Origin of the sequence: Vagococcus sp. WN89Y (genome assembly GCF_052220145.1) — a bacterium.
In the GTDB taxonomy this organism is placed as follows: Bacteria; Pseudomonadota; Gammaproteobacteria; order Enterobacterales; family Enterobacteriaceae; genus Kosakonia.
In genome coordinates this window covers 72,242-87,171 of the sequence record NZ_JBQPOM010000011.1, presented here as the reverse complement: position 1 = coordinate 87,171, position 14,930 = coordinate 72,242, and the positions used below count along the sequence as shown (strand labels likewise).

The 14,930-nt window shown below is 54.4% G+C and carries 14 protein-coding genes; 2 read left to right on the top strand and 12 right to left on the bottom strand.

The genetic code is table 11. The features are described 5' to 3' along the window. Positions 1-14 precede the first annotated feature (14 nt). Genes nadR through serB form a run of 3 tightly spaced genes read right to left on the bottom strand, consistent with a single transcriptional unit; the run spans position 15 to position 3,633 of the window. On the bottom strand, positions 15-1,241 hold the full coding sequence (gene nadR / locus ACTU3N_RS02260) for a multifunctional transcriptional regulator/nicotinamide-nucleotide adenylyltransferase/ribosylnicotinamide kinase NadR (protein ID WP_443084505.1): 1,227 nt from the start codon (positions 1,239-1,241) through the stop codon (positions 15-17). Positions 1,242-1,270: 29 nt separating this feature from the next. Continuing rightward, a complete protein-coding gene (radA, locus tag ACTU3N_RS02255) occupies positions 1,271-2,653 on the bottom strand; it encodes a DNA repair protein RadA (protein ID WP_443084504.1) in 1,383 nt (460 codons plus the stop codon). Positions 2,654-2,661: 8 nt separating this feature from the next. Next, on the bottom strand, positions 2,662-3,633 hold the full coding sequence (serB, locus tag ACTU3N_RS02250) for a phosphoserine phosphatase (protein ID WP_443084503.1): 972 nt from the start codon (positions 3,631-3,633) through the stop codon (positions 2,662-2,664). Between the two features lie 117 nt (positions 3,634-3,750). Between serB and ACTU3N_RS02245 the strand changes: the two genes are divergently transcribed. Both ACTU3N_RS02245 and lplA read left to right on the top strand, forming a co-directional pair. Further along, positions 3,751-4,395: a YtjB family periplasmic protein gene (locus ACTU3N_RS02245; protein ID WP_443084502.1), complete on the top strand. Its 645-nt coding sequence runs from the start codon at positions 3,751-3,753 to the stop codon at positions 4,393-4,395. A gap of 51 nt (positions 4,396-4,446) precedes the next feature. Beyond that, positions 4,447-5,463: a lipoate--protein ligase LplA gene (gene lplA / locus ACTU3N_RS02240; RefSeq protein ID WP_443084501.1), complete on the top strand. Its 1,017-nt coding sequence runs from the start codon at positions 4,447-4,449 to the stop codon at positions 5,461-5,463. A gap of 89 nt (positions 5,464-5,552) precedes the next feature. Here the strand turns inward: lplA and deoD are convergent, their stop codons facing one another. The 9 genes from deoD to prfC form a co-directional block, all read right to left on the bottom strand. Beyond that, complete coding sequence (gene deoD, locus ACTU3N_RS02235; RefSeq protein WP_443084500.1) at positions 5,553-6,272, bottom strand: purine-nucleoside phosphorylase; 720 nt, start codon at positions 6,270-6,272, stop codon at positions 5,553-5,555. Positions 6,273-6,374: 102 nt separating this feature from the next. Next, complete coding sequence (deoB, locus tag ACTU3N_RS02230) at positions 6,375-7,598, bottom strand: phosphopentomutase (protein WP_443084499.1); 1,224 nt, start codon at positions 7,596-7,598, stop codon at positions 6,375-6,377. A gap of 53 nt (positions 7,599-7,651) precedes the next feature. Further along, positions 7,652-8,974, bottom strand: coding sequence for a thymidine phosphorylase (gene deoA, locus ACTU3N_RS02225; RefSeq protein ID WP_443084498.1), 1,323 nt, complete (start codon positions 8,972-8,974; stop codon positions 7,652-7,654). 71 nt (positions 8,975-9,045) lie between these two features. Continuing rightward, a complete protein-coding gene (gene deoC / locus ACTU3N_RS02220) occupies positions 9,046-9,825 on the bottom strand; it encodes a deoxyribose-phosphate aldolase (protein WP_443084497.1) in 780 nt (259 codons plus the stop codon). A gap of 189 nt (positions 9,826-10,014) precedes the next feature. After that, positions 10,015-10,800, bottom strand: a complete 786-nt coding sequence (locus tag ACTU3N_RS02215; RefSeq protein WP_443084496.1) for a metal-dependent hydrolase — start codon at positions 10,798-10,800, stop codon at positions 10,015-10,017. Continuing rightward, positions 10,797-11,867, bottom strand: coding sequence for a patatin-like phospholipase family protein (locus tag ACTU3N_RS02210; RefSeq protein WP_443084495.1), 1,071 nt, complete (start codon positions 11,865-11,867; stop codon positions 10,797-10,799). Before ACTU3N_RS02210 ends, ACTU3N_RS02215 begins: the two co-directional genes overlap by 4 nt. Before the next feature lie 117 nt (positions 11,868-11,984). Beyond that, positions 11,985-12,146 (bottom strand): DUF1328 domain-containing protein, encoded by a 162-nt coding sequence (locus ACTU3N_RS02205; protein ID WP_007373037.1) that lies wholly within the window; start codon positions 12,144-12,146, stop codon positions 11,985-11,987. 128 nt (positions 12,147-12,274) lie between these two features. Beyond that, positions 12,275-12,892 (bottom strand): molecular chaperone OsmY, encoded by a 618-nt coding sequence (gene osmY / locus ACTU3N_RS02200; protein WP_443084494.1) that lies wholly within the window; start codon positions 12,890-12,892, stop codon positions 12,275-12,277. A 384-nt stretch (positions 12,893-13,276) separates the two neighbouring features. Then, a complete protein-coding gene (gene prfC / locus ACTU3N_RS02195; RefSeq protein WP_443084493.1) occupies positions 13,277-14,866 on the bottom strand; it encodes a peptide chain release factor 3 in 1,590 nt (529 codons plus the stop codon). Positions 14,867-14,930 lie beyond the last annotated feature (64 nt).

Here is a 14,930-nt window from a genome sequence, read left to right as displayed (position 1 = left end):
GCTGCCAGCCGTGCTTAAGGCCCCATCAATTTTTTTACCAGTTCGACGCAGTGCAAAAAGCGGGCATCATAGTCCGCTTCTTCGACGCGTACGAAATCAATATTGTTTTCCTGTAGCATCGATACTAATAAATCCTGAAACTCTTTTCTGTCTACTGAACTGCCGAGGCTTCGCAAACCGTCATTTATCCACGGTGTGTTATTTTCCAGCAGTATGACCAGATCGAAGCGATATTCCTGAATCAGCGCCTGAACAAACGGATGCTCACGCCCCTCATATTTTTTGCAAAATGCCTGGGTAGTTACAAAATCAGTATCAATAAACGCTATTTTATTCGCATACTTGACCGCGAAATCAATATACTGCGCATGCCCGAGCGCGATTTTATCATAATCGGAATATTGCAATGCCATTTCGTCTCCCCCCAAATGTGAGAAGACATAATCACGACCATATTCCCAGGCGCTGGTGGTATTAAAAATATTGGCAAGTTTATTGACCAGCGTCGATTTACCGCTCGACTCGCCGCCAAGTATTGCGACCGTACGCACAAAAAAAGGTTTTACTTCGGTGGGAATATATTCCCAGTAGCGGAACGGATTTTCACGAATTTGCGAACCGCTGATGTTCATAAACGTACGCTGCGGATCGACCAGCACCGCTTCAATACCTAAATGCTCACGATATTGCGGCGCATCTGCTGCTTCAGAGGTGTAGATCCAGTTAGGCGTGATGCCTTTTTCCGTCATAAAGGCTTTGATGCCTTCACTCCACACATCCCAGCCATACGGATAAGGCTCCATCCCTTCCTCGTTGAAAGCATGGATACGGATGTTTTTCTGGTATTTAAAGGTCTGCAACAACCAACGCAGACGATCGCTTACCGTCGGCTGTTGCGACATGGCGCTCTTTTCAAACAGCTCGCGATCGCGCGTCTCATCAAACCCAAGAATGATATGCAGCTCATCGACCTGGCTACAGGCGCGCTGAATAAGGTAAATATGCCCGGTATGCAGCGGGTAAAACTTACCGAATACTACGCCAATATTCTTCTCCCGACGCGGAAACTCCAGATCAAGGAAGCGGTGTAAAGCCTCCAGCTTTTGCGCGCTCGGGCTTTTAATCTTGGCATTCAGCAGTTGGCTTAAATAACCTTTAGTCATACCGCTGGCGTCAGCGATTTGTTGCAGCGTACAACCTTTCTGACGAATAGCGGTTTTTAAATAGTCAAATGACGACATTACTGCCTCCTGCAAAAAACATTACCCAATTATAAGTCGTCAAAGACGTTTAGCGCATCTGAGAGCTTTTTAACGCCAAAAATCTGCATCCCTTCCGGTACTTTCTTCGGCACATTCGCCGCCGGGACGATAGCGCGACGAAAACCGTGCTTGGCCGCTTCCGAAATACGCTCCTGCCCACTCGGTACCGGGCGGATCTCGCCTGCCAGCCCGACCTCGCCGAACACCACCAAATCCTGCGGCAGCGGTCTGTCGCGCAGGCTGGAGACCATCGCCAGCAGTAATGCCAGATCCGCGCTGGTTTCCGTGACCTTTACTCCGCCGACCACGTTAACAAAAACATCCTGATCCGCCATCTGCAAGCCGCCGTGGCGATGCAGCACCGCCAGCAAAATCGCCAGACGGTTTTGCTCCAGCCCAACGGCAACCCGGCGAGGATTGGCCATCATTGAGTGATCGACCAGCGCCTGAATTTCAACCAGCAGCGGGCGCGTCCCTTCCCACACTACCATCACCGAACTGCCGGAGGTGACTTCATCACCACGGCTCAGAAAAATCGCCGACGGGTTGCTGACTTCACGCAGCCCCTGCTCGGTCATGGCGAAGACGCCCAGCTCATTCACCGCGCCGAAACGGTTTTTATGGCTACGTAACGTGCGAAAACGCGAGTCGGCATCGCCATCGAGCAGCACCGAGCAGTCGATACAGTGTTCCAGCACTTTCGGCCCGGCCAGCGAGCCATCTTTTGTTACGTGGCCGACCATCACAATAGCCACGCCGCGCGTTTTGGCAAAGCGCGTCAAATACGCCGCCGTTTCGCGTACCTGCGCCACACTACCGGGAGATGACTGGATATCCGCCATATGCATCACCTGAATAGAGTCGATGACCATCAGCTTCGGCTGCTCTTCTTCGGCTATCAGGCAAATCTGCTCGATGCTGGTTTCCGACAACATATTCAGATTCGCCGTCGGCAAGCCAAGCCGGTGCGCGCGCATGGCAACTTGCTGCAACGACTCTTCCCCGGTGACATACAGTGTTTTCATCTGCTCGGCGAGCTTACACAACGTTTGCAGCAGCAGCGTCGATTTGCCCGCACCAGGGTTTCCGCCAATCAGGATAGCGCTCCCCGGCACCACACCACCGCCGAGCACGCGGTCGAACTCTTTAAAACCGGTGGAGAAACGCGGCAGCGCTTCCAGACTGATATCGGAAAGTTTTTGTACTTTCGACACCCCGGCGCTGCCCGCATAACCCGACAGACGTTCATTACGCGCCACGGTGGGCGATGCGGCGACGCGCACTTCAGTAATGGTGTTCCATGCATGACAGGCGCTGCACTGCCCCTGCCAGCGCGGATAATCCGCGCCGCATTCATTACAGACAAACGCACGTTTTGGAGCTTTCGCCACAATGACCTCTACTTCTTATTGATACTGCCAGAAAGAATACAGAACACGCCCATTAAATCCGCGTGACGAATGGTGACTTCGGCTTTCTCATTCACCTTCGGTTTTGCATGATACGCGATGCCCAGCGCCGCCGCTTTCAGCATCGGCAGATCGTTTGCGCCATCGCCAATGGCTACCGTCTGCGCTGCCGGGATCTCATACTGCTGCGCCAGCTGTTTCAGGGTGCGGGCTTTATATTGCGCATCGACGATATCGCCAAATACAAGGCCGGTGAATTTGCCGTCCACGATTTCCAGCTGGTTCGCCACCGCCGCCGTCAGGTGCAGCTTTTCACGTAAATAATCGGCAAAAAAGGTGAACCCGCCGGAGGCGATAGCCACTTTCCAGCCTAACGTCTCCAGCTTCAGCACCAGTTGCACCAGCCCTGGCATTAACGGCAGCTTTTCACGCACCTGGGCGAGAATGCTAGCGTCAGCGCCTTTAAGCGTCGCCACGCGGCTACGCAGGCTGGCGGTAAAATCCAGCTCGCCGCGCATGGCGCGCTCGGTCACTTCTGCCACCATTTCGCCAGTGCCGGCAAGTTTGGCTATTTCGTCGATACACTCGATCTGGATAGCCGTCGAGTCCATATCCATCACCAGCAGGCCAGGCGAGCGCAGATGAGGAATTTTACCCAGCGGCGCAACGTCCATGCCATTATCGTGCGCAAGGCGTGTCGCCCGGGGTGTTAACGACCCGGCAAGGCGAATAACCTGATAATCTTCAACGCACCAGGCCGCGACAATCACCATCGCCGCGCCCAGTTTTCGTTGATAATCCGTCAGGCGTTGCTTATCAAGTTTACGCCCGTACAGCAGCCAGCCGCTGCGACCGGCATGGTAGTCAAGAGGCATAACCTCATCGCCACTTAAAGAAAGCGGCAATCCCGGCCACTGAGAAACATCATCGGGCAAATCGCACCAGGTCAGACTGTTAGGCATTGAGGCTCCTGTAAAAAACATCCGCGCCAGAAAGCTTGAAGGGAAAATAACGCATGAGGCTACCTTGTAACCAGCGCTTCTGGCAACATTAAGCCTTAAATTTTCAACAGGTGGAATATGGCTCGCGCAAAACTTAAATTTCGGCTGCATCGCGCTGTGATCGTCCTCATATGTCTGGCCCTGCTCGTTGCGCTTATGCAGGGCGCGTCCTGGTTTAGCCAGAACCATCAACGCCAGCGCAATCCGCAGCTTGAAGAGCTGGCAAGAACGCTGGCGCGCCAGGTAACGCTCAATCTCGCGCCGCTGATGCGCACGGAAACGCCGGACGAGAAACGTATCAGTAGCGTGCTGCAACAGCTTACCGACCAGAGCCGCATTCTTGACGCGGGCGTGTACGACGCGCAGGGCGATTTGATTGTTCGCTCCGGCGAACAGGTGGATGTTCGCGACAGGCTGGCGCTGGATGGCAAAAAAGCCGGCGGCTATTTTAGTCAGCAGATTGTTGAACCCATCCAGGGAAAAAGCGGCCCGCTGGGCTACCTGCGCCTGACGCTGGATACGCACACGCTGGCGACAGAAGCCCGGCAAGTCGATAACACAACCAATATTCTGCGCCTGATGCTGTTGCTTTCGCTCGCTATCGGTGTGGTACTGACACGTACCTTGTTGCAGGGCAAACGCACCCGCTGGCAGCAGTCGCCATTTTTACTGACCGCTAACAAGTCCGTGCCGGAAGAAGAAGAGCACGAAAAGAAAGAGTAGCCCCTGGCGCAAACGGTAAGATAATGAAAAATCCCGGAAAGGAAATCTGCAATGCAATCGCTTCGTCTGCTTATCTCTGATTCTTACGATCCCTGGTTTAACCTGGCGGTGGAAGAGTGCATCTTTCGCCAGATGCCCGCAACGCAGCGCGTGCTGTTTTTATGGCGCAATGCCGACACGGTGGTGATTGGCCGTGCGCAAAATCCGTGGAAAGAGTGCAATACCCGGCGCATGGAGGAGGATAACGTGCGGCTCGCCAGGCGCAGCAGCGGCGGCGGCGCGGTGTTCCACGACCTCGGCAATACCTGTTTTACCTTTATGGCCGGTAAACCGGAATATGATAAAACCATCTCCACCGCGATTGTGCTCAATGCACTGAACTCACTGGGCGTCACGGCCGAGGCATCGGGGCGTAATGATCTGGTGGTGAAAACGCCGCAGGGCGATCGCAAAGTATCGGGTTCGGCCTACCGTGAAACAAAAGATCGCGGGTTCCATCACGGCACGTTATTGCTCAATGCAGACCTCAGCCGCCTGGCGAATTACCTGAACCCGGACAAGAAAAAGCTACAGGCCAAAGGGATTACGTCGGTGCGCGGGCGGGTGGCGAATCTGGTGGAACTGCTGCCGGGTATTACCCATGAACAAATCTGCGCAGCCATGACGGAGTCCTTTTTTGCCCATTATGGCGAGCGTGTCGAAGCGGAAGTTATTTCGCCGGATAAGACGCCAGATTTGCCGAATTTTGCCGAAACCTTTGCCCGCCAGAGTAGCTGGGAATGGAACTTTGGTCAGGCTCCGGCGTTCAGCCATTTGCTGGATGAGCGTTTTACCTGGGGCGGCGTGGAGCTGCATTTTGACGTGGAAAAAGGCCACATCACGCGCACCCAGGTGTTTACCGATAGCCTGAACCCGGCCCCGCTGGAAGCGTTAGCCGCGCGTTTGCAGGGGTGCCTGTACCGGGCCGATATGCTGGCGCAGGCATGCGATGCGTTACTGGGTGAGTTTCCCGACCAGGAGAATGAGCTGCACGAGCTTTCCGCGTGGATTGCGCACGCGGTGCGTTGACGCCTTCGCCTCCGGTGGCCTGGAGCGTGAAAAGGGTGTGAAAGGTGAATAGATAAAAGGGCAGAGAACCTGCCCTTTTTGACGGGCAATTACGCTTTATCGCCCAGCAGGACAGATTCCAGCGCGATTTTGATCATATCGTTGAACGTTGTCTGACGTTCAGCAGAAGTGGTCTGCTCGTGGGTGCGAATATGGTCAGAAACGGTGCAGATGGTCAGGGCTTTTGCGCCGAACTCCGCCGCCACGCCGTAAATACCGGCCGCTTCCATTTCCACGCCGAGGATGCCGTACTTCTCCATCACATCGAACATTTCGCCGTCCGGGGAGTAGAACAGATCGGCAGAGAAGAGGTTACCCACGCGAGCCTCTACGCCCAGCGTTTTTGCGGCATCGACGGCGTTACGCACCATATCGAAGTCAGCAATGGCTGCAAAATCATGATCTTTGAAGCGAATGCGGTTCACTTTTGAGTCCGTGCACGCGCCCATACCGATAACGATATCGCGCAGCTTGACGTCCATGCGTACAGCGCCGCACGAGCCGACGCGAATGATTTTTTTCACGCCGAAATCCGTGATCAGCTCTTTAGTGTAAATCGAGCAGGACGGGATGCCCATGCCGTGACCCATCACGGAGATTTTACGGCCTTTATAGGTGCCGGTATAACCAAGCATGCCGCGCACGTTGTTCACTTCGCGGTAATCTTCAAGGAAAGTCTCAGCAATGTGTTTTGCACGCAGCGGATCGCCCGGCATCAGCACGACATCTGCGAAATCACCCATTTCTGCATTAATATGTGGGGTAGCCATCTTCTGTTCCCTTTTATATTCGTTGCCTGTGCCGGGAGTTGCTGCGCTTACCCGGCGCTCAAAGTAAAAAGCCCGGCGAACCTAAGCCGTCGGGCAAACACATCACAGCATATTTTTGCCGTATTCCATCGGAGAGGTCGCGAAATACGTTGCCAGCGTCTGGCCAATGTCGGCAAACGTCTCGCGATGGCCCAGCGAACCCGGCTTCACTTTCGGGCCGTAAATCAGCACCGGAATATGCTCGCGGGTGTGGTCGGTCCCTTTCCAGGTCGGGTCGCAACCGTGGTCAGCGGTAAGGATCAGGATATCATCTTCGCCCACCAGTTCCATCAGCTCCGGCAGACGGCGGTCAAACAGTTCCAGACCTGCTGCATAACCCGCTACATCACGGCGATGGCCCCAGGAGGAGTCGAAATCGACGAAGTTCGTGAAAACAATGGTCTTATCGCCCGCTTCTTTCATCTCTTTGACGGTCGCGTCAAACAGCGCATCCAGACCGGTTGCTTTCACTTTTTTGGTGATACCACAGTTGGCGTAGATGTCGGCGATTTTCCCGACAGACACCACATGGCCACCTTTTTCGTCCACCAGCTTTTGCAAAACCGTCGCTGACGGCGGCTCAACCGCGAGGTCGTGACGGTTACCGGTACGCTCGAAATGGCCAGCTTTATCGCCAACAAACGGGCGCGCAATCACGCGGCCAATGTTGTAACCGCCTTCGGTAAGCTCTTCGCGCGCGATTTCGCACAGCTCGTACAGCTTATCAAGACCGAACGTCTCTTCGTGGCAGGCAATCTGAAACACGGAATCTGCCGAGGTATAAAAAATCGGCTTGCCGGTTTTCATATGCTCTTCGCCAAGCTTGTCGAGAATAACGGTGCCGGAAGAGTGGCAGTTGCCAAGATAGCCCGGCAGATTAGCGCGTTTAACCAGTTTATCCAGCAGTTCCTGCGGGAAACTGTTCTCCGTATCGGTAAAATAGCCCCAGTCAAACAGCACCGGCACACCGGCGATTTCCCAGTGACCCGACGGGGTATCTTTACCCGAAGAGAGTTCGTGCGCCCACGCATAAGCGCCGGTGATTTCTGCGTTAGCATCCATACCCGCCGGGATCGAACCTGTTGCGCCTTCGTGCGCTTTCGCCAGCCCTAGGCGGGTCAGGTTTGGTAAATGCAGCGGGCCTTTACGCCCGGTATCCGCTTCCCCTTTCGCACAGGCTTGCGCGATATGGCCCAGGGTGTCGGAACCCGCGTCGCCGAAGCGCTCTGCGTCTTCAGTCGCGCCGATGCCGAAAGAGTCAAGCACCATAATAAATGCACGTTTCATATATTCTCCGTACCTTGTGCTCTGTAAAAATGAGCGATCAGAACAGTATATCGCTATTCACTGATGCGGCGATAGACCGTTGGTGTCTCTTTTGGCGCGCTGTCGCCAATAGTAATGGCGGCTTTTACCGCTTGCGCCGCATCCTGCCAGCTTGCTTCATCTTTCGCGTGGATAACCGCCAGCGGGCGCTGACCGTCTATGCGCTCGCCAAGACGCGCCATATCGGTAAAGCCAACGCTGTAGTCGATGCTGTCTGTTGCCTGGCGACGACCGCCGCCCATCGACACCACCGCCATCCCCAGCGCGCGGGTATCCATAGCGGTGATAAAACCTTCATCATCTGCATACACCGCTTTACTCAGTGTTGCAGTTGGCAGGTATTTCGCATAATTTTCAACAAAATCACTGGGGCCTTTTTGCGCGGCAACCATGCGGCCAAACACGTCTGCCGCTTTGCCGTTATCCAGTACCGCCTGTAATTTCTCACGCGCCTCGGCGTCGGTTTTGGCAAGATTGCCGGAGCGGAGCATTTCCACGCACAGCGCCATCGTCACCTCGAACAGACGCGGGTTGCGGTATTCACCGGTCAGGAACTGTACCGCTTCGCGCACTTCTACCGCATTACCAGCACTGGAGGCCAGCACCTGGTTCATATCGGTCAGTAGCGCGGTGGTGCGCACGCCCGCGCCGTTGGCAACGCCAACAATGGCCTCCGCCAGCTCTTCAGAAAGCGCATACGTTGGCATAAATGCCCCGCTGCCGACTTTCACGTCCATCACCAGCGCATCCAGCCCTTCCGCCAGTTTTTTTGCAAGAATAGACCCGGTAATCAGCGGGATAGAATCCACCGTCGCGGTGATATCGCGGGTGGCATAAAAACGTTTATCTGCCGGTGCGAGCGAGTTGGTCTGGCCAATTATCGCGACACCCACATCTTTAATTATTTCGCGAAAGCGTGCGTCATCCGGGAAAATATCAAACCCGGGAATGGCTTCCAGCTTATCGAGCGTGCCGCCGGTATGACCCAGGCCGCGCCCGGAAATCATCGGGATATAGCCCCCGCAGGCCGCCACCATAGGGCCAAGCATCAGCGAGGTCACATCGCCCACGCCGCCGGTAGAGTGCTTATCCACAACCGGGCCGTTGAGTGCGAGTTGTTTCCAGTCCAGAACAGTGCCTGAGTCACGCATCGCCATGGTCAGCGAAACGCGTTCCGGCATCGTCATATCATGGAAGAAAATGGTCATCGCCAGTGCGGCAATCTGCCCTTCGGAAACAGTGTTATCGCGAATGCCATTGATAAAGAAACGGATCTCTTCATCACTCAGCGCGAGGCCATCACGTTTTTTACGAATAATTTCTTGTGCGAGAAACAAGGTCACCCCCTGAGGAATAAAGTCGAAAAACCGTTGTTGCCGGGCCAACGCGTGCTGACCCGGCAAAGCCGTTAGTAGCTGCTGGCGCTCTTGCCGTCGCCATGACCGAGCGCTTTAAGCAGGCTTGCCAGCAGGCTGGATGCGCCAAAACGATAGTGGCGGGCATCGGCCCAGTCAGCACCGAATAACTCGTCAGCGATCGCCAGGTATTGCTGCGCATCTTCTGCACTGCGCACGCCGCCAGCAGGTTTAAATCCTACGGTTTTCTCAACGCCCATATCGCGGATCACTTCGAGCATGATGCGCGCGCTTTCCGGCGTCGCATTCACCGGCACTTTACCGGTGGAGGTTTTGATAAAATCAGCACCGGCTTTGATAGCAATTTCAGACGCTTTACGGATCAGCGCTTCTTCTTTCAGCTCACCGGTTTCGATGATCACTTTCAGCAGTACGTTGGCCGCCGCGCAGGCTTCTTTACAGGCTTTGACCAGGTCAAACCCCACCTGCTCGTTACCGGCCATCAGCGCGCGATACGGGAAAACCACGTCCACTTCGTCAGCACCGTAGGCAATCGCTGCGCGGGTTTCAGCCAGCGCGATGTCGATATCGTCGTTACCGTGCGGGAAGTTAGTTACTGTTGCGATTCTCACATCTGGCGTGCCTTGCTCATTCAGCGTTTTACGCGCAATCGGAATAAAGCGTGGGTAGATGCACACCGCGGCGGTGTTGCCCACCGGCGTTTTCGCCTGATGGCACAGCGCAATGACTTTCTCGTTAGTGTCATCGTCGTTGAGGGTGGTCAGATCCATCAGTTTCAGCGCACGCAGGCTGCTTGCAGTTAAATCAGTCATAATTTCTCCGACGGCAGATGCCGGTCTCTGTACGGGTCTGTTAGTATTCTAACATTCCTCTGCGATTACTCTTCGACGCCCATCACAATTAATGAAAACGAAATACACGCTTACATTGATGAAATGAGATATAGATCAAGTTTGAGCGTCGAGCCAGCCGATTGCCGGGTGCAATCAGATGTTAGAATTCTAACACAGTATAGTGGAGAAGAGCGTGCGGGTATTGCGCAATAATGCGTCAGCGAGAGTGTCAGGCGATTCGTCGCGCAGCTCGCAAAGCGTAGAGAACACTCGCGCAGCCTGCTCTGGCCGGTTGGGTTGCCCCTGGTAACCGTTCAGCGGCATGTCCGGGGCATCGGTTTCCAGTAATAACGCAGAGAGCGGTAAGCGCGCCATGACATCGCGGGTTTTACTGGCGCGCGGATAAGTAATGGTTCCACCGACGCCGATATAATAACCCAGGCTGATAAACCGCTGTGCCTGTTGCAGGCTGCCGGCAAAACCATGCACCACGCCTGTACGCGGCAAATCATGCTTTTTTAAATGCATCGCCAGTTTATCGTGGGTGCGGCGCGAGTGCAGAATAACCGGTAAATCAAAGCGTTTCGCCAGGCGAAGCTGGGCGTCGAGAAACTGCTGTTGCTTGTCAAACTGCGGATCGTCACGGTAGAGATCAAGGCCGATTTCGCCCACCGCCACCACCTTTTCTGGTTTCGCGGCCAGCCGCTGCTCAAGCATCGCCAGGCTCTCTTCGCTGTGCTCCTCAATCACTATCGGGTGCAGGCCGAGCGCAGCATAGAGCGCCGGGTACTGGTGAGCTAAATCGCAGACGCGGTCAAAATAGCGCGCGCCAATCGCCGGAACAATAATGCGCTCCACGCCTGCGCCAGCGGCGCGCTCGATGCTGGCCTGCTCGTCACCTGAAAAGGGCGGAAAATCAAAATGGCAGTGCGTATCAACAAAACGGTAGCTCACGCCGTCCCCTCGCTATTAACGGGCGGATCGTTGGCCTGTGGCGCGTCGATAAGAGGCGTATCCAGCGCGTCGTTTGCCACTGCGGCAGGCGGCACCACCACAGTCGCTGGCGTAATAAGCGGATTGTGGCGAACGAGCGGCGGCGTGTGCGCCAGCAGTTTCCCTACCGTTGCCAGGAAATAACGCCCGCACAACCGGCCAAGCTTGTAATCGTCGCGAAGCGCCGGTATCCGGCTGCCCAGCGCCATGCTGCTTAGCAATTTCGGCGGGTAAATCTCAAAAATGCGCAACTTGCCCGGCGGTGCTTCGATGAATTTCTGGATTTCTGAATAGCTTTTTTCGTGATGCTGCACCAGATTGATTAATGGCCGTAAGCTGCTCTCGCCCAGCCAGCGTTCCATACGCTTAAACCACTGCGGCGTGTAGTACATCTGCGAGGGGACAGTACGGATCACCACAATCGTTCTTGCGCCGCGTTTTGCCGCTTCCCGTACCGGTATCGCATCACTGACGCCGCCATCAAGATAGTTCACGCCGTTGAGCGAAACGCCGGTGCGGTAAAAACCAGGAATCGCGCTCGACGCGCGGATCAAATCGAGCCACGTCTGATCCGTAGGCGCGAAATACTCGGCGGTGTAATCATCCTGACGGCAGGCGCACATATAAAACGCTTTGCCCGCATCAAAGGAGCGCGCCGCGAAATCCATCGCCAGCGGCATCTGGCTTGCCGTGGCGTCGACCAGCCAGTCAAGATCGATAAGATTTCCGCCGCGCACAAAGCGCACCGGATCAAAGAATTCACGCCGGGTGGTGTAACGCATTATCACTTTTCGGGCATATTCTGGCTGGTTACACACATAAGCAGAGAGATTTTGCGCACCGGCGGAGGTGCCAAAGTAGAGATCGAACGGGTCGAATTCGGCCCGCATAAACTCATCAAGCACGCCAGCGGTGAAAATACCGCGCTGCCCTCCCCCCTCGCATACCAGTGCAAGGCGACCCGGTTGAAATGGTTTTAACGCCAGCGGCGTGATATTGCCGAGCGTGACGGGAATATATTGCCCCACCTGCTTTCCTTTACGTTGTCGTATGCATGACAAGGTAGCGCAATTTTCCCGATCCATAAACAGCAAAGCCAGTCACAAGGACTGGCTTTAATGTAACCGGTGTTTAAATCTATTGCGCTATGGGCGCCGACGGCCCATAAACAGGCTGACCAGGAACAGGATAATACCGACGATAAAGACGATTTTAGCTGCACCCGCTGCCGTACCTGCCAGACCACCAAAACCCAGAGCGGCGGCAATTAACGCGATAACCAGAAATATAATGCCCCAACGAAACATAAAACTCTCCTTTACCATAGTTAATGTCGACCGCATGAGGTGAGCGCTCAGGTCACTCACCTGCGATGTTTTCCTGGTACGTGTTTGTCACGCCCGACAATGCCGGATGCTGACGTTTTCAGGAATTGTTACTTCGTTTTAAGATCATTTTTCACGCTTTTCACGCCATCAACTGCTTTGGCAATACTTTCAGCGCGTTCACTTTGAGCCTGTGAATCTACAGTGCCCGACAACTGCACAACACCGTCGGTGGTTTCAACTTTCACCATACGGGAAGGAACGATGTCATCGGCCAGCAACTTGGCTTTGATTTCACTGGTTGTCGCGGCATCGCCTGCATAACCTTTCACTGACTGGGATTTCCCGTCACGGACATGCAGCTTGTCGCTTACAGAGGAGACACCTTCCACGCCTTTGGCAATGGAAACGGCTTTCTCAGCCTGCGCCTGGCTTTCCACAAAGCCACTCAGCGTCACCACTTTGTTGTCTGTTTTGACGGAAATATCGGTGCTCTTGATGCTCTCATCGTCAACCAGCGCCGCTTTCACTTTTGCTGTGATGGTGCTGTCGTCCATGAAACCACCGACTTTATTCATAGAGCTATCGATTTTATCCCCTGCGCTGGATGCGGTGTTATGTGCTTTATCGGTAGTGGTTTCTGCCGCGAATGCGGAACCACTTGCCAGCACCGAACCGAGCATTACAGCCATCAGAGTTTTAGAAATCTTCAGTCTTGTCGTAGTCATCGATGTCATTCCTGTTAGTTTGCTCACTATTTGAGCCATTTGCAGTCCTGGGGACTGCTGAACTGCCGTGGTGAAAATCACCGAATCCAGTCGCGATACGCCGGGTTACAAACCTGTGATTCATCGCTCTGGTGCAGTTATTAATTTCAACTTGTGATGACATTCGTGAATAAACGACCACTGAACACGCATTGAACAGGACTTTTATCCACGCAATTTGTCATCACTTTGTTAAATATAGATCACTATCGACAAAAATCCTGGCCGGAAGGATAAAAAGCGACCAACAAAGCAGAAAAGGGCGGGATTTAAGAACTTTCCGCAAGGAGTTAATAAGACAGGAAAAGTGGCGGAACACGGCGTCTGCCGTGTTCCTGGCGGGGATTAATGCTCGCGGGTTTTATGGAAACTGATTTCCGGATAACGTTCCTGCGTCAGATTCAGGTTTACCATGGTTGGGGCGATATAGGTCAAATTATCACCACCATCAAGCGCCAGCTGGACTTCGTTCTTACGCTTGAACTCTTCGAACTTCTTCACATCCGTACTTTCTACCCAGCGCGCAGTCGCGACGTTGACCGATTCATACACCGCTTCCACGTTGTATTCACTCTTCAGGCGTGCAACCACCACATCAAACTGCAGCACACCGACCGCACCAACGATCAGATCGTTATTGGAAATCGGGCGGAACACCTGCACGGCGCCCTCTTCGGAAAGCTGCACCAGGCCTTTAAGCAATTGCTTCTGCTTGAGCGGATCGCGCAGACGAATACGACGGAACAGTTCCGGCGCAAAGTTCGGGATACCGGTGAACTTCATCATTTCACCCTGCGTGAAAGTATCACCAATCTGAATCGTGCCGTGGTTGTGCAGGCCGATGATATCGCCAGGGTAGGCTTCCTCAACGTGCGAACGGTCGCCCGCCATAAAGGTCAGCGCGTCGGAGATAACCACGTCTTTCCCGGTACGCACCTGGCGCAGCTTCATCCCTTTCTCATAACGCCCGGAAACCACACGCATAAACGCAACGCGGTCGCGGTGTTTCGGGTCCATATTGGCCTGAATCTTAAAGACGAAACCGGTGAATTTCTCCTCTTCGGCCTTCACTTCGCGGGTATCGGTTTTGCGCGGCATCGGCGCAGGCGCCCACTCAACCAGGCCGTCAAGCATATGGTCGACGCCAAAGTTACCCAGCGCAGTACCAAAGAAGACGGGCGTGATTTCGCCGCTCAGAAACAGCTCTTTATCAAACTCGTTAGACGCGCCCTGCACTAGCTCCAGCTCATCGCGCAGCTGCTGCGCCAGGTCTTCACCCACGGCGCTGTCCAGCTCCGGGTTATCCAGCCCCTTCACGATGCGCACTTCCTGAATGGTGTGGCCCTGGCCGGTCTGGTAAAGATAGGTTTCGTCTTTATAAAGGTGATAAACACCCTTGAACAATTTACCGCAGCCAATCGGCCAGGTGATGGGCGCACAGGCGATTTTTAACTCGTTTTCCACCTCATCCAGCAGTTCCATCGGATCGCGGATATCACGGTCGAGTTTGTTCATAAAAGTCAAAATCGGCGTGTCGCGCAGACGGGTGACTTCCATCAGCTTACGGGTCCGGTCTTCGACACCTTTTGCCGCATCAATCACCATCAGGCAGCAGTCAACGGCCGTCAGGGTACGGTAAGTATCTTCGGAGAAGTCTTCGTGCCCCGGGGTGTCCAGCAGGTTTACCAGGCAATTCTGGTACGGGAACTGCATTACGGAGGTAGTAATGGAGATGCCACGCTGCTTTTCCATCTCCATCCAGTCAGATTTGGCATGCTGGCTGGAGCCGCGGCCTTTAACCGTACCGGCGGTCTGGATAGCCTGTCCGAACAGCAACACTTTTTCAGTGATGGTGGTTTTACCGGCATCGGGGTGCGAGATGATAGCGAACGTACGGCGCTTCGCGACCTCTTGTAAATAAGGAGACAACGTCATAATGATAGTCTTCTGTGTAAATGCGCGGCCTCAGGCCTCGCGATGGAATACGAAAAATGCGGCT